This window comes from Cupriavidus sp. IDO (assembly GCF_000812465.1).
In the GTDB taxonomy this organism is placed as follows: Bacteria; Pseudomonadota; Gammaproteobacteria; order Burkholderiales; family Burkholderiaceae; genus Cupriavidus.
Genome location: NZ_JWMA01000044.1, coordinates 222,404 through 242,707 on the forward strand (window position 1 = coordinate 222,404; position 20,304 = coordinate 242,707).

General features: G+C 66.1%; 18 protein-coding genes and 1 pseudogene. 7 read left to right on the top strand and 12 right to left on the bottom strand.

Annotation, left to right across the window (positions count from 1 at the left end):
* Nucleotides 1-243 precede the first annotated feature (243 nt).
* Nucleotides 244-1,047: a hypothetical protein gene (locus RM96_RS15395; RefSeq protein ID WP_338011414.1), complete on the top strand. Its 804-nt coding sequence runs from the start codon at nucleotides 244-246 to the stop codon at nucleotides 1,045-1,047.
* 13 nt (nucleotides 1,048-1,060) lie between these two features.
* On the opposite strand, the gene RM96_RS15400 is transcribed toward RM96_RS15395, so the two are convergent.
* Both RM96_RS15400 and RM96_RS15405 read right to left on the bottom strand, forming a co-directional pair.
* A complete protein-coding gene (locus tag RM96_RS15400) occupies nucleotides 1,061-2,275 on the bottom strand; it encodes a M20 aminoacylase family protein (protein ID WP_039011751.1) in 1,215 nt (404 codons plus the stop codon).
* Between the two features lie 26 nt (nucleotides 2,276-2,301).
* Nucleotides 2,302-3,614 (bottom strand): annotated as a pseudogene (locus tag RM96_RS15405) (MFS transporter).
* Between the two features lie 359 nt (nucleotides 3,615-3,973).
* Here RM96_RS15405 and RM96_RS15410 point away from each other — a divergent pair.
* From RM96_RS15410 to RM96_RS15420, 3 genes are all read left to right on the top strand, one after another.
* A complete protein-coding gene (locus RM96_RS15410) occupies nucleotides 3,974-4,924 on the top strand; it encodes a LysR family transcriptional regulator (protein ID WP_039011753.1) in 951 nt (316 codons plus the stop codon).
* 64 nt (nucleotides 4,925-4,988) lie between these two features.
* Nucleotides 4,989-5,903: a LysR family transcriptional regulator gene (locus tag RM96_RS15415; protein WP_039011754.1), complete on the top strand. Its 915-nt coding sequence runs from the start codon at nucleotides 4,989-4,991 to the stop codon at nucleotides 5,901-5,903.
* A gap of 16 nt (nucleotides 5,904-5,919) precedes the next feature.
* Complete coding sequence (locus RM96_RS15420) at nucleotides 5,920-6,297, top strand: DUF2784 domain-containing protein (protein WP_039011755.1); 378 nt, start codon at nucleotides 5,920-5,922, stop codon at nucleotides 6,295-6,297.
* 6 nt (nucleotides 6,298-6,303) lie between these two features.
* On the opposite strand, the gene RM96_RS15425 is transcribed toward RM96_RS15420, so the two are convergent.
* The 6 genes from RM96_RS15425 to RM96_RS15455 all read right to left on the bottom strand — a co-directional run bounded on the left by RM96_RS15425 (nucleotide 6,304) and on the right by RM96_RS15455 (nucleotide 13,906).
* On the bottom strand, nucleotides 6,304-7,140 hold the full coding sequence (locus RM96_RS15425) for a crotonase/enoyl-CoA hydratase family protein (RefSeq protein WP_039011756.1): 837 nt from the start codon (nucleotides 7,138-7,140) through the stop codon (nucleotides 6,304-6,306).
* Nucleotides 7,141-7,212: 72 nt separating this feature from the next.
* On the bottom strand, nucleotides 7,213-8,874 hold the full coding sequence (locus tag RM96_RS15430; protein ID WP_039011757.1) for a long-chain-fatty-acid--CoA ligase: 1,662 nt from the start codon (nucleotides 8,872-8,874) through the stop codon (nucleotides 7,213-7,215).
* Between the two features lie 78 nt (nucleotides 8,875-8,952).
* On the bottom strand, nucleotides 8,953-9,738 hold the full coding sequence (locus RM96_RS15435; protein WP_039011758.1) for an enoyl-CoA hydratase-related protein: 786 nt from the start codon (nucleotides 9,736-9,738) through the stop codon (nucleotides 8,953-8,955).
* 47 nt (nucleotides 9,739-9,785) lie between these two features.
* Nucleotides 9,786-10,586: an SDR family oxidoreductase gene (locus RM96_RS15440; RefSeq protein ID WP_039011759.1), complete on the bottom strand. Its 801-nt coding sequence runs from the start codon at nucleotides 10,584-10,586 to the stop codon at nucleotides 9,786-9,788.
* A gap of 1,176 nt (nucleotides 10,587-11,762) precedes the next feature.
* Nucleotides 11,763-12,455, bottom strand: coding sequence for a GntR family transcriptional regulator (locus RM96_RS15450; protein ID WP_039011762.1), 693 nt, complete (start codon nucleotides 12,453-12,455; stop codon nucleotides 11,763-11,765).
* Between the two features lie 47 nt (nucleotides 12,456-12,502).
* On the bottom strand, nucleotides 12,503-13,906 hold the full coding sequence (locus tag RM96_RS15455; protein WP_039011764.1) for a C4-dicarboxylate transporter DctA: 1,404 nt from the start codon (nucleotides 13,904-13,906) through the stop codon (nucleotides 12,503-12,505).
* A gap of 387 nt (nucleotides 13,907-14,293) precedes the next feature.
* Here RM96_RS15455 and RM96_RS15460 point away from each other — a divergent pair, with 387 nt between their 5' ends.
* Together RM96_RS15460 and RM96_RS15465 are read left to right on the top strand one after the other, a co-directional pair.
* Nucleotides 14,294-15,547 carry an allantoate amidohydrolase gene (locus RM96_RS15460; RefSeq protein ID WP_039011765.1) on the top strand — a complete coding sequence of 418 codons (1,254 nt, stop codon included), beginning with the start codon at nucleotides 14,294-14,296 and terminating at the stop codon, nucleotides 15,545-15,547.
* A 56-nt stretch (nucleotides 15,548-15,603) separates the two neighbouring features.
* Entirely contained in the window at nucleotides 15,604-16,872 is a 1,269-nt protein-coding gene (locus RM96_RS15465; protein WP_039011767.1) for a M20/M25/M40 family metallo-hydrolase, read from the top strand.
* Nucleotides 16,873-16,949: 77 nt separating this feature from the next.
* Here the strand turns inward: RM96_RS15465 and RM96_RS15470 are convergent, their stop codons facing one another.
* Entirely contained in the window at nucleotides 16,950-17,531 is a 582-nt protein-coding gene (locus RM96_RS15470) for a GNAT family N-acetyltransferase (RefSeq protein WP_039011768.1), read from the bottom strand.
* 189 nt (nucleotides 17,532-17,720) lie between these two features.
* Between RM96_RS15470 and arsC the strand changes: the two genes are divergently transcribed.
* Nucleotides 17,721-18,080, top strand: a complete 360-nt coding sequence (gene arsC, locus RM96_RS15475; RefSeq protein WP_039011895.1) for an arsenate reductase (glutaredoxin) — start codon at nucleotides 17,721-17,723, stop codon at nucleotides 18,078-18,080.
* Between the two features lie 224 nt (nucleotides 18,081-18,304).
* On the opposite strand, the gene RM96_RS15480 is transcribed toward arsC, so the two are convergent.
* The 3 genes from RM96_RS15480 to RM96_RS15490 all read right to left on the bottom strand — a co-directional run bounded on the left by RM96_RS15480 (nucleotide 18,305) and on the right by RM96_RS15490 (nucleotide 20,052).
* Nucleotides 18,305-18,532, bottom strand: coding sequence for a hypothetical protein (locus RM96_RS15480; RefSeq protein ID WP_039011769.1), 228 nt, complete (start codon nucleotides 18,530-18,532; stop codon nucleotides 18,305-18,307).
* Between the two features lie 196 nt (nucleotides 18,533-18,728).
* Complete coding sequence (locus RM96_RS15485; RefSeq protein WP_039011772.1) at nucleotides 18,729-19,376, bottom strand: hypothetical protein; 648 nt, start codon at nucleotides 19,374-19,376, stop codon at nucleotides 18,729-18,731.
* A gap of 25 nt (nucleotides 19,377-19,401) precedes the next feature.
* The gene (locus RM96_RS15490; protein ID WP_039011773.1) at nucleotides 19,402-20,052 is read right to left on the bottom strand and encodes an MBL fold metallo-hydrolase; all 651 of its coding nucleotides are present in this window, start codon (nucleotides 20,050-20,052) and stop codon (nucleotides 19,402-19,404) included.
* Nucleotides 20,053-20,304 lie beyond the last annotated feature (252 nt).

Here is a 20,304-nt window from a genome sequence, read left to right on the forward strand (position 1 = left end):
CTCCAATGGTGGTGGGATTTCTGTTGGAGTCGATCCTATTCCCGCACCGGGGGCGGGATAAAGGGAAGGGAGATCAGTTGATTCGATACGTGGGGTTTCGAATTCAGCCCGGGAAGACTGCTCCGGTGGTCGGCGGGGGCGTGTGGAATCACGGGATTGGATATCCGGTGTGATGAACCGGATACACACTCAGGCCGGCGGGGAGGCGATATCCGCTACCCGCCAGGCCCGACTGCGGCGAAAATGTCGGCATTCTCGTCGTGGCGCATCGGCCACGCATTGTCCGTTTCCCTGTCCAGATCCATGTATTCCCGGCTGCCGCCCACCTACGAATTGCTTGAGGCCCTCTCGGCCGCGCCGGCGCCGGCGCCCGTCCCGGATTCCCTGCTGGAGCCCGCCGGGATGTCCCTGAGCCGGCGACTGGGCCAGGGATTGTGGCGAAGCTTCGTGGCGGCGCTGGTGTCGACGCTGCTGGCCGCGCTGTCACTGGCGGTCTGGCGGCTGGTGCTCAAGCATCCGATGCCGGTGTGGTCGTTGCGCGCAGTCGAGGCGCTGCTGGCGGTCTCCGCCGCCTGCTACGTGGGGGCAGGGATGATGCGCACACCGGCGGTAATGGCCATGCTGCGCAATCCGCTGCGCTGGCAAGCCAGCGAGATGGACCTGGACAGTGCTATCGAGAACGCGCTGCTGCGGCGCCTCGGGCGGATTCCGCCCCTGCAGTTGCAGGCGCGCCAGCGGCGCGTGGCGCTGCAGCTCAGGCTGTGGGAAGGTGCGGCGCGCACCGTGGGCTTGCTGCTGGCGATTGCGCCGGCGATGCTGGTGCTGGTAAGCGGGTTGTATCCGCTGCCACGGCAGCATGAGATGGTGGCTTCGCTGCTGTGGCTCTACGCCGTGATGGTGGTGGTTGGCGCCGCGTTCTACCTGTACGTGCACGTGCAGTGCAGCCGGCCGTTGCGGCGGCTGCTGCATGTGCTGGGCGAGGCGGCGGAGATCAATGCCAGGCTCGGCGGGCGGCCGGTGGCTTCCGACCCCACGCCGCCCCGGTAGGGTTCGCTGTCAGTCAGGCCGCAACCAGATAGGTCTGGGCAAGGCGTACCCAGGCTGCGGCGCCCAGTGGCAGCACGGCGTCGTTGAAATCGTAGCCCGGGTTGTGGACCATGCAGCCGCCGAATTCGCCTTCGCCGTTGCCCAGGATCAGGTAGCACCCCGGCACGGCATTCAGCATCCACGCGAAGTCTTCGCTGCCATTCAGGCCCTTCGGCGCCTGCGTAACAACGTTGCCGGCGCCAACCAGCTCCGTACAAACACGCTGCGCCAGTGCCGTCTCGGCTTCCGTGTTGACCATCGGCGGCGTCAGCTGCCGGTAGTCGATCTCGGCCGACACGCCGTGCGCCTGCGCCGTCAGCGACACGATCTCGCGGATGCGCTGCTCCACCAGCGCGCGCGTTTCGGGCCGCGCGGCGCGCACATTCAGCCCGATCGTCACCGATTCCGGAATCACGTTGTGCGTGGCACCGCCACGGATGAAGCCGACCGAGACCACGGCGGTATCGTCCGGCGCCACGTTGCGCGCCACCACGGTCTGCAGCGCCGTGACGATGGCGGCAGATGCCGCGATCGGATCACGCGCGCGGTGCGGCATCGCGCCATGGCCGCCTACGCCGCGGATGGTCACGTCCGCCACGTCCGACGACAGGCTCACCGGTCCGGGCAGCACGCGGAAGGTGCCGGCCGGCACGCCGGGCATGTTGTGCAGCGCGAAGACCGCGTCGCATGGAAAACGCTCGAACAGGCCGTCCTCGATCATTGCGCGCGCGCCGCACAGGTTTTCCTCGTCGGGCTGGAAAATCAGGTTGAGCGTGCCGTCGAAATCGGGCTGGTCGGCAATCGCCTTGGCGGCGGCCAGCAGGATCGCGGTGTGGCCATCGTGGCCGCAGGCGTGCATCTTGCCGTGCTGCTGGCTGGCGTAGGGGAGGCCGGTCGCCTCGACGACTGGCAGCGCATCCATGTCGGCGCGGATGCCCAGCCGGCGTGTGCCGGTACCGCGCTTGAGCTGCCCGACCACGCCGCTCTTGCCGATGCCGGTATGCACCTCGTAGCCCCAGGCCGCCAGCAGCGTCGCAACGAGCCGGCTGGTCGCGCCCACTTCGAAGCCAAGCTCCGGATTCGCGTGGATCTGGCGGCGGATGTCGACGAAGGTGTCGGTATCGATATCGATGGCGGGCAGCAGGTGCGGCAGGTACTGGAACGGCTTGAGCGTGGGGGCGCGGGTCATGGAAGGGTCTCCGGGAATTTGTGGAATCAATGGGCGCGGGTTTCGCGGATGCGCAAGACCGCCAGCAGCGTAATCGCGCCGCAGGCCAGCATGTACCAGGCCGGCGACATCGGATTGCCGGTGCGCGACAGCATCCACGTGACGATGAACTGCGACGAGCCGCCGAACACGGTCACGCCCACGCTGTAGATCACCGACAGGCCACTGGCGCGCACGCCGGCGGGCAGCATCTCGAGCATCATCAGGAACATCGGAGTGGTGCCGAGGTTGATGCCCGCGGTCAGCAGCGCCGACAGGCACAGCACCAGCGGTACGCTGGGATAGGCGTTGATCAGCCAGAACGCCGGGTACACGGCAAGCATGCTGAACACGAGCGAAGCCACCACCAGCGGCTTGCGGTGCGTCAGCCGGTCGGCCAGGCGGCCGGCGATCAGCGACACCGCCGTGAGCGTCAGGCCCGTGACGCAGCCCGACAGGAACGAGAGCGATGCAGGCATATGCAGCACGCGGATCATGTAGGTGGGCATGAAGAACACCACCAGGTACATCGTTGCGGTGCCGGCGGTGGTGGCCAGGATGCCCTTGAGCACGGTGGCCCCGTGATTGCGGAACAGCTCGCCGAGCGGGCTGGGCGCATGGGCGTCGGCCTGGTGCGTTTCATCGAGGTTGGCGCGGATGTAGAGCCCCACCGGCGCAATCAGCAGCCCGACCAGGAACGGCAGGCGCCAGCCCCAGCTTTCGAGCGAAGCGGTGGGCAGCAGCGCGTACAGTCCTGCCCCCGTCAGCGCGCCCAGCAGCGCCGAGATGCCCTGGCTGCCGAGCTGCCAGCTCACTCGCCAGCCGCGCCCGCGCACGCCGCCGGCTTCCATCAGCATGGCGGTGGAAGCGCCGATCTCGCCGCCGAGCGAAAAGCCCTGCAGCAGGCGGCCGGCCACGATCATCAGCGAGCCCGCGATGCCGGCAGACGCATACGTCGGCGCCAGCGCGATGCACAGGGTGCCGGCCACCATCATGCCGATGGTCAGCGTCATCGCCGCCTTGGGCCGCGGCGGTCGGCGTAGCTGCCGATCACCACGCCGCCAAGCGGACGCATCACGAAGCCGATGCCGAATGTTGCCACGGCCAGCAGCAGCGAACCATAGGCACTGTCGGACGGAAAGAACAGCTTGCCGATCAGCAGCGAGAAGAAGCTGTAGACGGTGAAGTCGAACATCTCCAGCGCATTACCCAGCGAGCACGCCGCGATCAGGCGGAACTGGCTTTGCTTGCGCGGGGCGATGGATGCGGCAACCGTGGCGGCAGGGCTGGCCGGATTGGCGGTAAGGGTGGCGTCGTTCATGCAGGGTCTCCACGAACTGGTGGCGGGTCGGCGCGCGGAAGACCGGTTCTGTTCTTGCCGGATTGGGGAACACCGCGCTGGCCGTCAGGTTGGCAACCTGTGGCGATGAAGTATTCAGGCAAACCAGGCAGGACAAAAAATCATATATTTTCATCCTGATAACCAAATCGAATCGCCGTCATAACCGGGTGCAAGCCGGTATCCGGATAACTACCGATCCATGGCCGGCAGGCCTTTGCCGGTGCGGGATGACCCGAAAAGCGGCGCCTCGCGCGCATGGCGGCCCACGCGCGCCGATGGGGCGCCATGCCCCGGGGATGGGCGTCGTCCGTAGTGCATGGCGGAAGAAAAGGAGACCGATGAAACTGCATCAACTGCGCGTCCTGCTGGCGGTGGCCGAGCACGGCAGCATCCATGAGGCCTCGCGCGCGCTGCATATCTCGCAGCCGGCGCTGTCGAAGGCGATTGCCGCGCTCGAGCGCGAACTCGGCGTGACGCTGATGTCGCGCTCGGTGCGCGGGGTGAGCCTGACTGCCTACGGGCTGGCGCTGGTCAAGCGGGCCAGCGTGGTAGAGCAGGAGCTGCGGCATGCGCTGGAAGATATCGAATCGATCCGCGGCCACGCGGAAGCCGAGCTCAATATCGGCTTCACCGCGGTGGCCTCCAGCGGGCCGCTGCCCGATGCCATGGCGGCATTCCGGCAACGCTTCCCGAACGTGGCGCTGCGCGCCATCGAGCTGCGGCCGCAGCAGATCCAGGAAGGGCTGCGCGAAGGCCGGCTGGACCTCGGGCTGATCTCCACTAACAGCGGCCCCGGTTCGGCGTCGCTGCAGTGGGAGCCGCTTTTTTCCGTGGGCATGAAGCTCGCGGTGCGTGCCGGCCACCCGTTGCGCCGCACGCGCCGGCTGCGACCGCTGCTCGATGCCGACTGGCTGGTGCTCGACCCGGTCGACGATGCCGGCAGCCCGCTGGCCAGCCTGATGCGCCTGCATCGCCTGGAGATGCCGCGGCGCGTGGTGCAGAGCGCCTCGAACCTGCTCGGCCTGCAGCTGGCGACCAAGACGGACCTGATCAGCATGTGGTCCGATTTTGTCTTCCACGGTACGGGCGGCCCGCTGCGGCTGGTCAGCGACGCGCTCGTGCCGCTGCCGATCCAGGACGAACTGCCCGATTTCCGCGTGTTCCTGGTCTATCGCTCCGTCGACCTGATGACCCACGTGTGCGCTGAGTTCACCCGCGAAGTGCGTCACTGTGCCCGCGAGCGGGCCGAGCCGCTGGCCGCTATGCGCAAGGCCAGATCCTCCTCATAAGTGGCGGCAAGGTGCCAGAGCGCCGCCGATGCCGCACAATGGCGGCCAGGAGACGCAACACCATATGGACAAACTCAAACAGATCGAAGCCTTTATCGCCGTCGTGGAACACGGCAGCATGGCCGCCGCGGCGCTGACGCAGAACGTCACACCGGTAATGATCGGCCGCCGCATCAACGCGCTGGAAGCCCGCATCGGCGTCAAGCTGCTGCACCGCTCGACGCGCCGCATCGTGGTGACGGAGCAGGGCGCAGCCTTCATGGAGCAGTGCAAGAAGGCACTGGCCGACCTCGACCGTGCCGAGATGCTGATCGCCGAAGGCAAGCACAAGGCCACCGGCCACCTGATCGTGTCGGCGCCGGCGGCATTCGGGCGCAAGCACGTGGCGCCGCACGCGCCGGCCTTCCTGGCGGCCAACCCGGAAGTGCAGATTTCCTTCAACCTGACCGACCGCGTGGTGGACCTGGTGCGCGAGGGCTATGACGTCGGCATCCGCATCGGCGGCGCCATCGATCCGAACTTTGTCGCGATCAAGCTGGCGACCAACAAGCGTGTCGTGTGCGGTACGCCGGCGTACTTTGCCAAATACGGCGTGCCACAGACGCTGGAAGACCTCGAGCATCACAACTGCCTGGCCTTCAACCTGCAGGGCGGTCAGCAGCGCGGCTGGTACTTCAGCCAGAACGGCAAGACGGTGACGGTGCGGGTCAATGGCAACCTCGACTGCAACGACGGCGAACTACTGCACCGCTGGACCGGCGAGGGCCTGGGGCTGGGCTGGCGCTCGACCTGGGAAATCCTGCCGCAGCTTGAGAGCGGCGAGCTGATCACGGTGCTGGACGAGTACGCGCTGCCTGACTACGACATCCTCGCGGTGTACCCCCAGCAGCGGCCGGTGCCAGCCAAGATCCGCTTTTTCATCGAGCACCTGAAGGCGCAGTTCGCGCGCCCCGGCTACTGGCTGGCAGGCGGGGACTGAGTCCGGGGTAACGAACATGGCGACGACTGCATGGCTTGCCGACTCCGTCGTCGTCGTGCACTTCCTCTTTATCCTGTTTGTGGTCGCTGGCGCGCTGCTGCTGTTCCGCTGGCCACGGCTGGCATGGGTGCACCTCCCGGCAGCGGCATGGGGCGTGGTAGTGGAGTGGGCCGGATGGATCTGCCCGCTCACGCCGCTGGAAAACGCGCTGCGCCGCGAGGCAGGGCACGCAGGTTATGGCGGCGGTTTTGTCGAACGCTACCTGCTGCCGGTGATCTACCCCGCAGGCCTCACGCCCGGCATCCAGCTATTGCTGGGTACGGTCGTGCTGATCGTCAATGTGCTGATCTACGCGATCTGGTGGCGTCGCCGCGCCAGCGCGCGACGACGCTGATCCGGCTTAGTGGCGCACTGGCTCGAAACGCGGCGCGCGCTTTTCCAGGTTGGCGCGCACCGCTTCGCGCTGATTGGACGAGCCGATCAGCTTGTCCTGCTCCACGGACTCGGCCAGCAGCACGGCAGCGTTGCCGCTGTCTTCCACGACCTGCATCAGCCGCTTGGCGGCGCGGATCGCATCCGGATTCTTCTGCGCCACCTGACGCGCAGCTTCGAGCGCGGCAGCGCGCGGATCTTCCACCACGCGAGTGGCGAGCCCCAGTTCGCAGGCCTCGGCGCCCGTGACAATGCGGCCGGTGTAGATCAGTTCGCGCAACAGGTCCGGCCGCACCAGTCCGCGCGTCAGCACCATGCCTGCCATATCGGGCACCAGCCCCCATTTGATTTCCATGACAGAGAGCCTGGTATCGGCCGTCACGTAGCGCACGTCGGCGCCGAGTGCTACCTGCAGTCCGCCGCCAAAGGCCACGCCGTGCACGGCCGCGAACACGGGAACGGCCAGCTCGCGCCAGACCATGCACGCGTACTGCGGGCGGTTCGAGATGCCATTGGTGCGCGCAGCAAGGCGGCCCGCCCCGATGCCAGAATCGCCTTCGCCGCCACCAGAGCCGAGCATGCCCGACATGCTTTCCATATCGAGCCCCGCACAGAAGGCGCGCCCTTCGCCCGACAGCACCACGGCACGCAGGTCAGCGACCTGTGCCAGCTGTTGGCCGGTGGCGATCAGCGCATCGAACATCGCGGGGTCGAGCGCGTTCATCTTGTCGGGGCGGTTGAGCCGGACTTCGGCCACGCCGTCTTCGATGGTCAGGGTGATGCGTTGGGTGCTGCTGTCGGTCATGCGGTGCTCCTTGTCTCTTGTTCCACCAAGCTGCGCGCCTCTCCCACATGGGAGAAGAGCGCATGTCATTCACTACGCCGTCCATTCGTCTTTCACAGTCGGCAATTCGTAGTCGCGAAACTGTTCCCTCAGCTTCACCTTCAGCAGCTTGCCGGTAGCGGTATGCGGCAGCGCATCGACGAACACCACGTCGTCCGGCACCCACCAGCGCACCACCTTGCCGGCCAGGAAATTCAGCAGCCCCGCCGCGCTGACCTCCTGGCCCGGCCGCTTCACCACGACCAGCAACGGCCGTTCCTGCCACTTGGGGTGCGGCACGCCGATCACGGCGGCTTCGGCAACGGCCGGGTGACCCATCGTCGCGTTCTCCAGGTCAATCGACGAAATCCATTCGCCGCCAGACTTGATCACGTCCTTGGCGCGGTCCACCAGCTGCACGTAGCCTTCGGGATCGATGTTGGCCACGTCGCCGGTATCGAACCAGCCGTTGGCATCGAGCGCGTCGTGGTCCACCCTGAAGTAGCCCGATGCAATCCACGGACCGCGCACCTTCAGCCGGCCAAAGGCCTTGCCGTCGTGCGGCAGCGCGTTGCCTTCATCGTCCTCGATGCGCAGGTCCACGCCCCATAGCGCGCGGCCCTGCTTGAGCCTGATCTTGAGCTGCTCCTCCTCGCTCAGCGTTGCATGGCGCGGGAGCAGCGTGTTGATGACACCGATCGGGCTGGTCTCTGTCATGCCCCAGCCCTGCACCAGCTGCGCGCCGAACTGCTGTGCGAAGCGCCGGATCATGGCCGCGGGTGCCGCCGAGCCGCCGACGCCGGCGACGCGCAGGTCGAGCTGGCCCGGGTCGATTTCGGGATGCGCGTCGAGGTACTGGAACAGCATCAGCCACACCGTCGGCACAGCAGTGGAATACGTCACGTGTTCGTCGCGCAGCAGCCGGTACACGCTTTCGCCGTCCAGGTGCTGCGCGGGCAGGACCATCTTGGCGCCGTTCATGGTGCACGCGTAGGGCAGGCCCCATGCATTGGCATGGAACAGCGGCACGATCATCAGGATGCAGCTCTCGGGATTCACGCCGAAGGTATCGGCCGCACTTGCCTTGAGGCTGTGCAGCACGGTCGAGCGGTGCGAATAGAGCACGCCCTTGGGATTGCCGGTGGTCCCCGAGGTGTAGCACAGCGACGATGCGGTGCGTTCGTCGAACTGCGGCCACGCGTAGTCCTCGCTGGCGTTTGCCAGCAGATCCTCGTAGCAGAGCAGGTTGGGGATGCCCAGCCCGGCGAGCGCGGCCATGTGCTCGCGGTCGGTCAGCGCAACGTAGTGGCGCACGCTAGTGAGTTGCGGCGCCAGCTTCGCAACCAGCGGAGCAAAGGTGGTGTCGAAGCACAGCACGCTGTCTTCGGCATGGTTGACGATGTAGTCGATCTGCTCCGGGAAGAGCCGTGGATTGACCGTATGCAGCACCACGCCGGCGCCCGACACGCCGAAGTACAGCTCCAGGTGCCGGTGCGTGTTCCATGCCAGCGTGCCGACGCGGTCGCCGGGCTGCACGCCCAGCGCGGCCAGCGCATTGGCGACGCGCCTGGCGCGCCGGTGCACCTGCTCATAGTTGCTGCGCACGGTGCCGCCTTCGACCGTGCGGGAGATGATCTCCTGTTGCGGGTGGTAGGCCGCGGCGTACTCGATCAGCGAAGAAATCAACAACGGACGGTCTTGCATGAGGCCCAGCATGATGCGTCTCCCTTGTTTGTTGTTCCTGAATGCTCCGGTGCATGCGCACCGGATTTGCTGCATACGGCACGACAGGGCTTAGCGGCCCCTGAATTGCGGCTTGCGCTTCTCCACGAACGCGGCAACGCCCTCGCGGAAATCCTCGCTGCGGCACGCCTTCGACTGCAGCGTCGCTTCCACCTCGAGCTGGGCCGGCAGGTCATTGTCGAAGGTCGCGTTGAGCGCTTCCTTGATCATGCCGTAGGCGGCGGTGGGCATGGTCGCCAGGTGATGGGCAAGCTTGCCGGCTTCGCTCATCAGCGCGTCATCCGCGTGGACCTTCCACACCAGTCCGATGCGCTGCGCTTCCTCGGCATCGAGCTTCTCGGCCAGGATGGCCAGCGCGCGCGCGCGCATTTCGCCTGCATAGCGCGGGACGAAGTAGGTGCTGCCGGCATCGGGAACAAGGCCGATCTTCGAGAAGGCCTGCAGGAAAGTAGCCGATCGGGCGGCCAGCACGACATCGCCGGCCAGCGCGAAGCTCATGCCAGCACCGGCGGCAACGCCGTTGACCGCGGTGATGACCGGCTTGGGCATCGCGCGCAGCGCCAGGATGATCGGGTGATAGCGCTCGCGCAGCAACGTGCCCGAGTCGGAAAGCCCGCCATTGCCAGTCTGGCGCGCGGCCAGGTCCGCGCCCGAGGAGAAGCCGCGGCCGGCGCCGGTGAGCACCGCGGCACGCACGGCGTCATCCTGCGCTGCGCGCTCGACGGCGGCGCGCAATTCGCTCAGGAGCTCGGCGTTGAGCGCGTTGAGCACCTCGGGCCGGTTCAGGGTGATGGTCGCGACGCCTTCGCTGGCGTGGTAGAGCACGGGTGATGTCATGGTCAGGTCTCCGTCAAGGGTCGGTTTGTTGAGTCGTATGGGAGGGATCAGGTGGTCTTCAGCGCGTTGGCCGAGGCGTCGCCCAGCTTGCTGCCGCCGTCGCAGTCGAGAATGGTGCCAGTGATGTAGCGCGCGTTGTCGGAGCACAGGAAGAGGGCCGAGTCGGCGATGTCGTCCTTGGTGCCGTAGTCGCGCAGCGCCAGGCGTGCCTTGTAGCGCGCCTCCACCTCGGGGGTGGGGGCCAGGCGGGCCATGCCTTCGGTGTCGGCGATCGGACCGGGCGAGATGCCATTGACGCGCACGCCAGCCGGCCCCCATTCCATCGCCAGGCACTTGATGAGCATGTTGATACCGGCCTTGGCCGCGCAGGCATGGGCCTGGAACATCATCGCGTTGACGGCCTGCGGCGCGGTAATCGCGATCAGCGACGCGCCCGGCGTGTTCAGGTGATCGAACGATGCGCGGAACACGTTGAAGGTGCCGATCAGGTCGATGTCGACGACTGTCTTGAAGCCGTTGGCCGACATGCCCACCACCGGCGCCAGGAAGTTACCGGCGGCGCCGGAGATGACGACGTCGAGCGGGCCCAGCGTATCGTGCGCCTGGCGGATGGCGGCCTCGACGGCAGCGTAATCGCGCACGTCGGCGGCGATGCCGATGGCGGTGCCGCCGGCGCCGGTGATGGTGGCCGCCGCAGCGGCGATGCGCTCGGGGGTGCGGCTGATCAGCGCCAGCTTCGCGCCGGCGCGGGCAAAGCCCTGCGCAATGCCAAGATTGATGCCGGACGAAGCACCGGCGATGAACACGTTCTTGCCGGCAAGCGCATCGGCGCGGAAAGCACTGGACATGGGATACCTCTCGGGGTCGGTGAATGCGAAGCAGCCGCGCCTGCCGGGCAGGGCGCGACAGTCAGGATCTGGAACGGCGGAATCGGGAGCGAGCGGCTACGCAGTTGCAGCGCGATGGCGTGCAGGCGTCTTTGCGGGTGGCCGCGCTGGCAGGGCGGGAAAGTGCATGTTGTCTCCAGTCCGTTGTCTTTTCTGGTGCTCGCGCGCGCTGCGCGGCGGGCCTCTGGCTCGGGCCTCCGCCATGCTACTCCGAAGCCGGGATTCGATCACCTGCAGGCGGGGCAATGGCGGCCGGCTGACCAGGAAACAATGACGGGGCCTGGCGCGGAGGCTGCCCCAATAAATGAAAGGTTCGCCGCCGGATCGCGGGACTGGGTTCTTGGATGCTCTGCTGTTTCGCCGGCGTAGCCGGCGACTCCCTTTTTGACTGCGCCAAAAAGGAAGCAAAAAGCGCTTTCTTGCCCGCCGGGCGGGAGTCTTATCGTAGTGAGCTACGGTTTTTGTACGGGTATTTGCTTCAGCGCATAGCTGGACTGCCTGCCGCGCAGATCGCCAAGGGCAACGCCGGGAACAGCGCTGTCCTCCCGACCTCGTGAGAGCGGAGTGGCTCAGTGATCGAACGGCGTGCCTGCGGCAAGAGGTTCTGGATCACGACGGTGGTGCGCGATGTCGCTGCGCAGACGGACGGACCTCAAGCCGCGTACCACTCCCCTCTCACGAGGTCGGGAGGACGGCCTATCAATGCCTCGCGCCGTCTCGTCCCAACGCGGCAGGCATCGTAGCTATGCCCTGAAGCGTATACCCGTACCGTACAAAAACGCAGGCAGACTACGATAAGACTCCCGCCCGGCGGGCAAGCAGGCGCTCTTTGGTTACTTTCTGGCGGCCCGTCAGAAAGTAACTCGCCCGGCAGGGCGAAACGGGGCCGTCGACCTACGACAGCGCCAAACCGCAGCCACCAACCTGAGGCGCACCAGCAGCGGCCCCTCCAATACCCCAACCCCACAAATCGGCGAATAACCAAAAGAAGAGCCCGCACACCATTGCAGTGTGCGGGCGGCCGTCCGGGAGAGGAACCTCGGAGGCAGAGTGCTCATGAAGTGCGCCCCCGCGTCTTCATGGCGGGGTCGATATTGCGCCGGAGCGTCAGTGTCTGCTTTGACTCATATCAAGCGCTCACGCCAGCAGCGCGGTGACCAGGTCCTTGCCGCGGGAGGCTGGCGGGCTTTCCTCGAAATGCAGCGCGGCTTCGACGTGGCTCAGGTGGTCCACCATCAGCGTCACGGCGCGTTCGACATCGCCGGCACGGGCCGCTTCGATGAATTCGCGGTGCTCGTCGGAGGAGCACGCCGCATCGCGGCGGGACTGGTAGAGCATGGTGATGACCGCGCTGCGCGCCGACAGCTCGCGCATCATCTCGGTCAGCACGCCGTTGCCGACCACCTCGGCCAGCACGATATGGAAGTCACCCAGTAGGCGCGTGCGCACCTGGGCATCGACGCCGCCCAGGGCCTTGCGCTCGGAAGACAGATGCTTGTCGATGCGCTTGTAGTCGGCCGCCGTGGCCCTGGCGACGAACTCGCGCGCCAGGGCCGCTTCCAGGATGCGGCGCACGGCGAAGACTTCACGCGCCTCTTCCGCGCTGGGCTTGGCGACGAAGGCGCCCTTGTCCGGCACGATCTGGATGACCTTGTCCTTGGACAGCATCAGCAGCGCGGCGCGCACTTTGGTGCGGCTGACGCGATAGACGCTGGCCAGCGCCTCCTCCCGCAGCTTGGTGCCGGGAGGCAGGCGGTGCGAAACGATTGCCGCGACGATGTCTTCGGCGATCGCTTCGGCGGTCATGTCAGGATCGATATGCTCGGGCATGGCAGCGCACTTGCGCAGAGGCTGCGCGGTAGGGGAGATGCCGAATTCTAGCGTCCCGCGACCGGGCCGGGCAGCGTTGCCGGCGAAATAGCCGTTTCGCTGTCGGCAGCCATGGCCGCCAGGCCTTCATCCAGGTCGGTGGCCGCCAGCGTGCCGTTCAGCACGTTGTGGGCACGCTCCCGGTCGATGTCTTTTTCCCAGGCCGCCACCACCACAGTCGCCACGCAGTTGCCGATCAGGTTGCCCAGCGCGCGCGCGATGCCGATGAACCAGTCCACCGACAGCACCAGCACCAGCCCGATGGCGGGAATGGCCGGGTGCGCCGACAGCGTAGCCGCCAGGATCACGATGGCTGAACCGGGAATGCCGTGCGCGCCCTTGGACGTGACCAGCGCCACCGCCAGGATGCCGAGCAGGTCCGGCAGCGACAGCGGGGTGTTGGTTGCCTGGGCGATGAACACGGCCGCCAGCGTCAGGTAGATCGAGAAGGCGTCAAGGTTGAACGAGTAGCCGGTCGGGATCACTAGGCCCACTACGGACTTCTTGATGCCCATGAACTCGAGCTTCTTCATCACCTGCGGCAGCACGCTGTCGGAAGAGGCCGTGCCCAGCACCACCAGCAGCTCCGCGCGCAGGTAGCGGATCAGCTTGATCACCGAAAAGCCGCACACCCGCATGATGGTGCCAAGCACCACCAGCACGAACAGGGTCACCGCGCCATAGAACAGCACGACCAGGAAGCCGAGCTGCTTGAGCGAGCCGATCCCGTACTTACCCACCGTGAACGCCACCGCGCCCAGCACGCCGATCGGCGCCAGCTTGATGATGAAGCCCATCATCTTGAACATGGTGTGCGAGAAGTTGTCGATCAGCCTGACCAGCGGCTGTGCCGGCTCACCCACCAGCGACAGCGCGCAGCCGAACAGGACCGAGACCAGCAACACCTGGAGCACGTCGCCGCTGGCGAATGCGCCCATGATCGTGTTGGGGATCAGCTTGAGCAGGAAGTCGGCCGTGCCCGAACTCTTCACCTTGGTGGCATTCTCGATATAGCCGGCGATGGCCGAGGCATCGAGCGAGCGCGGATCCACATTCATGCCGGTACCCGGATGAAACACGTACGCGAGCAGGATGCCCAGCGCCAGCGCGATGGTGGTGACGATCTCGAAGTACACCACCGCCTTGAGGCCCACGCGGCCGACCTTCTTCAGCTCGCCAGCGCCACAGATGCCGGCAACCACCACGCAGAAGACGATGGGGCCGATCAGCATCTTGACCAGCTTGATGAAGGCGTCGCCCAGCGGCTTGAGCTTGGCGGCAAATTCGGGGAAGAACAGGCCAAGTAGCGTGCCAATCACCAGGGCGATCAGCACCTGACCGAACAGGGAGCGGGTGAAGCGGGTGTGCAGGCGAGCGCCGGGGCGGGGCTGCGAGGGAACTGCGTGCTGCATTGTTGTCTCCGTGCCGGGCAGGTCCAGACTGTCTGGCAAGCCCGATTTGATTCAGGAATTACCGGCGGGGCCCCATGTTCTCTACTGGCTGTGGGCTGCCGGCCTGACGCTCAGTGCGCGGCCTCCGGTCGGAAGCACGCCGCTTCGCGGAGAGCCCCCCTGTTGGGACGGAATCCACGCAATCCGCTGTCCGGACCGGATTGTCCGAGGCAGATTGTCTGTACGTGGAAGCGAATATAGTGCATATCATTTTTGTATGCAATTTTTGAATTCACTGTGCTAACATGAATCGCACAGAATAGAGCTTCGGCCCCGGGTTATCCCGCACTGGCAAGGACCGCCAGCAGTGCCGCCGTCGCATTCACGCACTTCCAGCAGGAGACACGCATGGCAGCAAACTTGTCGCCGTCCGCAGAGGCAGGCACGCGCATCATGGGCTGGGCCGACGCCCTGGCCGTCCATACTGAGCAGCCCGGCATGCTCACCCGTACCTACCTGACCGAGGCTCATCATGGCGCCGCCGCGTTGCTGGCCGAATGGATGCAGCAGGCCGGGATGACGGTACGGCGCGATGCCGCCGGCAACGTGATCGGCCGCTACGAAGGCACCTCGCCCGACGCGCCCGCGCTGCTGACTGGCTCGCACTTCGACACCGTGCGCGATGGCGGCCGCTATGACGGCAACCTCGGCGTGATCCTGCCGATTGCCTGCGTGGCGGAGTGGAACCGCCAGGGCAAGCGCTTCCCGTTTGCGATCGAGGTGGTCGGCTTCGCGGAAGAAGAGGGTGTGCGCTTCAAGGCCACGCTGCTGGGCAGCCGCGCCATCGCCGGCACCTTCGACACCAATGTGCTCGACAACGTCGACGACTCCGGCAAGACCATGCGCGAAGTGATGCGCGAGGCCGGCTTCGACGCCGCCGCCTTGCCCGCTGCCAAACATGACCGCAGCAAGGTGCTGGCCTTTGTCGAAGTCCATATCGAGCAAGGCCCGGTCCTGCTCAATGAAAACCTGCCGGTCGGCGTGGTGACAGCCATCTCGGGCGCCACCCGCTTTATCGTTGAACTCGAAGGCCTGGCCGGCCATGCCGGCACGGTGCCGATGGACATGCGCCGCGATGCCGCCATGGCCGGCGCCGAGATCGGCCTGTATATCGAGAAGCGCTGCGGCGGCAAGCCGGGCCTGGTCGGCACCGTCGGCCAGTTCAACGTGCCCAATGGCGCTGCCAACGTGGTGCCGGGCCGGGCCGTGTTCTCCATCGATATCCGCGCCGGCATCGATGCCGAGCGCGAGGCCGCCGTCAATGACGTGCTGGCCGAGATCGAGCGCGTCTGCGCGCGCCGCAATGTGCGCCCGCAGATCCGCAAGACCCACGAGGCAACGAGCGTCCCCTGCGCCCCGTGGCTGCAAGAGCAATGGGCCGCCGCCATCGCCCGCCAGGGCGTGCCGGTGCGCCACCTGCCCTCCGGCGCCGGGCACGACGCCATGGCCATTGCCGCGATCGCCGACGTCGCCATGCTGTTTGTGCGATGCGGCAATGGCGGCATCAGCCACCATCCCACCGAAACCATGACCGCCGGGGACGCCGCCCTGTCCGCCAGCGTGTTCAGCGATTTCGTCGAGCACTTCCGGCTGCAGCAGTAAGCCGCGCACCGCCGGAACCCCACCCGAACCCTCCTGAGTAGTTACGAGAACAATTCATGACCGCACGAGACAACATGAACCCCATCGAAACCACGCTGACCCAGTTCATCGACCAGCACCGCCCGCAACAGGAAGCCTTCCTGGCTGAACTGGTCAAGGTGCCGTCGGACAATCCCGCAGGCGACTGCGATGCTCACGGCAAGCGCGCCAGGGAACTGCTCGAAGGTCTGGGCTTCGCGGTGGAAGCGCACAAGGTGCCTGACGCGCAAGTGAAGGCAGCCGGCATGGTCAGCGCCACCAACCTGGTGGTGCGCAAGCAATTCGGCACGGGCGGTCCGACCATCGCCATGAACGCCCACGGCGACGTGGTGCCTCCGGGCCTGGGCTGGACCAAGGACCCGTACGGCGGCGAGATTGCCGACAGCGAGCACGGCCCGGTCATGTACGGCCGCGGCGTGGCGGTATCCAAGTCGGACTTCGCTACCTACACCTACGCCGTGCTGGCATTGATGGAAGCCGAAAAGCAGGGCGCCAGGATCAACGGCGCAGTGGAACTGCAGTTCACCTATGACGAGGAAACCGGCGGCGACATCGGTCCCAAGTTCCTGCTCGACAACAACCTGAGCAAGGCCGACTACGCCATCTCGGCCGGCTTCTCGTACGGCATCACGTCCTCGCACAACGGCTGCTTGCACGTTGAAGTCACCGTCAAGGGCAAGCAGGGCCACGCCGCCATGCCGCACACCGGCGTGGACGCCATCGAGGCCGCCACCCACATCCTGCAAGCCATCTACGGCCTGCGTGCCGAGCTGGCCACGCGCAAGTCGAAGGTGCCTGGCATCGACACCGCCACGCTGAACGTCGGCCTGATCAAGGGCGGCATCAATACCAATGTGGTGCCGGACCTGGTGACCTTCCGCGTCGACCGCCGCATGATCCCCGAGGAAATCGGCTTTGATGCCGAAGGCGAGATCCGCGCCGTGGTCGAGAAGGCCGCCAAGGACCGCCCGGGCATCGAAGTGAAGGTCGAGCGCATCATCCTGGCCGAGCCGCTGTCGGAACTGCCGGGCGTGGAAAAGCTGATCGGCGCACTCAAGACCCGTGCTGAGTCGGTGTTCGGCGTGGAGGTCCCGGTGCAGGGCGTGCCGCTGTACACGGACGCCCGCCACTACACCAAGCGCGGCATCCCGACCGTGCTGTACGGCGCCGGCCCGCGCACGCTGATGGAAGCCCGCGGCCACAACTCGGACGAGAACCTGCGCCTGAACGACCTGAACCGCGCAACCAAGGTGGTGGCGCTGGCGCTGTCGGATCTGATGAAGTAACGACGGGCCGCCGGGAAGCGGCGCTGGAAATGAGAGAGGGCCCGCGGCTATGCCGCGGGCCTTTTTTGTCTGGCCGCCTACTCCGGGAGAGTTTGCGCCCCCACCCCCAAAGGCCGCTGCATCAGCACCGTATCAATCCACTGGCCGTGCTTGAACCCCACCGCCTCCAGCCGTCCGATGGTGCGGAAACCCAGCCGCTCATGGACAGCCAGCGATCCGGCGCCTTCGCCGCTGGCGGTGCAGGCCACCACGGCCACCATCTGGCGCCAGGGCCCGGTCTCGCAGCGCGCAATCAGCTCGGCCAGCAGGGCCTGGCCCAGGCCTTCGCCGACGCGGCGGTGGTCGATATAGATCGAATCCTCGATGGCAAACCGATAGGCGCTGCGGGCCCGGTACGAGGACGCATAGGCATAGCCCAGTACTTCGCCGTCGCGCTCGGCGACGATGTACGGCAGGCCCTTGCGCAGGACTTCGGCAAAGCGCACGTGCATGTCGTCGACCGATGGCGGTACTTCCTCGAACGAGGCACGGCCGTGCAGGACATGGTGGACGTAAATGGCCTGGATGGCGGGCACGTCGCCGGGTCGGGCGTCGCGGATCTGGAAGGACTTGCGGGTGGCAGCAGGTGCCGGCATGGCGGAAGCAGTTGCGGCGGTCATCTGGAAACGGGCTGTGGACAGGCCTGGGCAGGTGTTTGCATCGGACTTCTGCGATGCAGGATACGTGCCGGGCACAAAACGCATACGTTACCGTGCGCTGGCCCTATCGTCTTGTATATAGTGCGGAAATATTTGCACCGGCTTAGTGCCATGTCATCAGCAACCGAACCTGCCTCGGAAGGACGCACCATGATCACCATCTACCACAACCCCCGCTGCTCCAAGTCGCGCGAGACGCTTGCCCTGGTCGAAGCCGCTGCGGCGCGGCTAGGCGAACCGGTTGAGATCGTGGAATACCTGAAGACGCCGCCGTCCCTGTCGACGCTGCGCCAGCTCCACACCATGCTGGGCGTGCCGGTCCGGGAAATGCTGCGCGACAACGAGGCGCCCTACAAGGAACTCGACCTGGCCGATCCCGGCCTGACCGATGCCGAGCTGCTTGCGGCGGTGGTGGATAACCCCATCCTGCTGCAGCGCCCCGTCGTGGTGCGCAACCGCCGGGCCGCCATCGGCCGGCCGCCGGAGAACGTCGCGCCGCTTCTGGCCTGAGCGGCGGCATTCTTTCCCATGGATGGCAATGCGCCCTGGAGGCTGCTTCAACATGAAGCGAAGCGGTTCTGGCTAGACGCGCGGCCGCAGACAGTAGTGGTACGGCAAGGCCGCGCAACGACGCCAGAATCATTTTGAAGCTGCCTCCATCCAAATAAAACCGGCCCGCACGCGATGTGGGGGCCGGCCCGGTCAGACAGACTGGATAGCTTCAGGCGAGTCGTCTAATGAACACCCAGCCAGTGCATGGCCTCCTGACCGAAAGCGATGGCGGCAAGCACCACCAGTAGAACCACCAGCGTCACCGTGCTCACATAGAGCGTGGCCTTGGCGACCTCGGCGTCTTCATCGGAGGTGTGACGGTGCGCGATTGGCGTAGTGTCCCTGGAGGGATGCGGCCAGTGCATCCGCCCGGCAAGTCCCCTGAAGTGCAAGTCGGAAGGAAAACGCATGATCGACACCTCCTCGGCCGGAGCCGCGCAGGCCGGGCAACGTGGTACACGGATGCATATGGCGCTGCTGCACGAGTGCCCCGAATCTGCAAGAGCCTGGCTTCGCCCGGTGCCGCCATATACATCTTCACTATAGGCGGACTGGCGCGAGATGCGAGCCTTGGGCGAGACATTCTTACCCGTGCAAATGGCCGATTCAGGACGGATCAGACGGAGGTGAGGGCTCGCTAGCGTCAGGAGTCTTTGCCACGGCCAGTGCCGCATCCTTCTCTCGCAGCGCGGCCAGCATATTGCAGAACAGCGCGCCTTGCTCCAGCGCATCGTCCAGCGCCACATGCGTATGCGGCAGCGGGTCTTTCCACTCGGCCGGGAACGCCGGCTTGACCGCCTTCCGGTAGGGCAGCCCGGTCAGGGCAAAGCCCAGCGTCTTGATGTCCAGCGCCGCCCAGCCGAACGGCGATCGCCCGGCAAAGCGCATCATGTACCAGAACATCCAGGTGAAATCGAACCCCGCCGGAAAGGCCACGAAGACCGGCTTGCCCGGCAGGCTTTCCACCCATTCCACGTAGCGGACCATGGCGTCCTCGGGGCGCTGCAGGTCGCGCCGGCAGGCGGTCCAGGCCTCGGGCTGGGTTTCCCACCACTGCATCTGCACGGGATGGCCAGCGGCGCCGGGCAGGGTTTCCAGGTTGGCCGAGAAGGTGCCGACCACCGTCTTGTCGGGCAGCATCGCCGCGGACGCGAACGAGAGCATCGAGTGCGGGCCCGGAATCGGGCCGTCGGCCTCGACATCGGTGCTGACGTAGATTTCCGGCCGGGTATCGGGAGCCTGTCGCTTGGCCATGTCGTCTGGCGATCGCCGGGCCGGATCAGGCCACGTCGATCAGGTGGTCGGCCACGAACGGGTTGTTGCGGCGTTCCTCGCCGAAGGTCGAGACCGGGCCGTGGCCGGGGATGAAGGTCACGTCCTCGCCCAGCGGCCACAGCTGTGTGCGGATCGAGCGGATCAGGTCCGCGTGGTTGCCGCGCGGGAAGTCGGTGCGCCCGATCGAGCCCGCGAACAGCACGTCGCCCACCATCGCCAGCCGGTTGCCGCGCGAAAAGAACACCACGTGTCCGGGCGTATGGCCGGGGCAATGGTAGACCTCCAGCGTTTCATTGCCGAACTGCACGGTATCGCCGTCGTCCAGCCAGCGATCGGGCTCGAACGCCTCGGCCTGGCCAAAGCCGAAGCGGCGGGTCTGCTCCGGCAACTGCTCGATCCAGAAGCGTTCGTCCTGCTGCGGGCCCTCGATCGGAATGCCGAGCTGGCGCGAGAGTGATGCTGCGCCAGCGCAGTGATCGACGTGCCCGTGGGTCAGGAAGATTTTTTCGAGCGTGACGCCTTCCTCTTTCACGGCGGCCAGGATGCGGTCCAGGTCGCCGCCCGGGTCGCAGACGGCGGCACGGCCGGTGCTTTCATCGATCAGCAGCGAGCAATTCTGCTGGAAGGGCGTGACGGGAATAAGCAGGACTTTCATGGGTTTTTTTCGTGGTCCGCGCGCAGTCCGGCCAGGCGTTTGCGAGGGTGCCGGCCATGGCGCGGAGGGTGCCTCGCATTGTACCGCCGGCGGGCTCAACGGCTCGTTCGACTGTTTGAATATGCTCGATAAGGCACGTCTGTGCAAAGTGGTTCCGATCGGCTGAATCCCGCGCCAGCTGGTGGATTCCGCGGAATTGACGGTCCATTGGTGCGAGATCGCACATATTTCGTAACAAAATCAATGCTATAG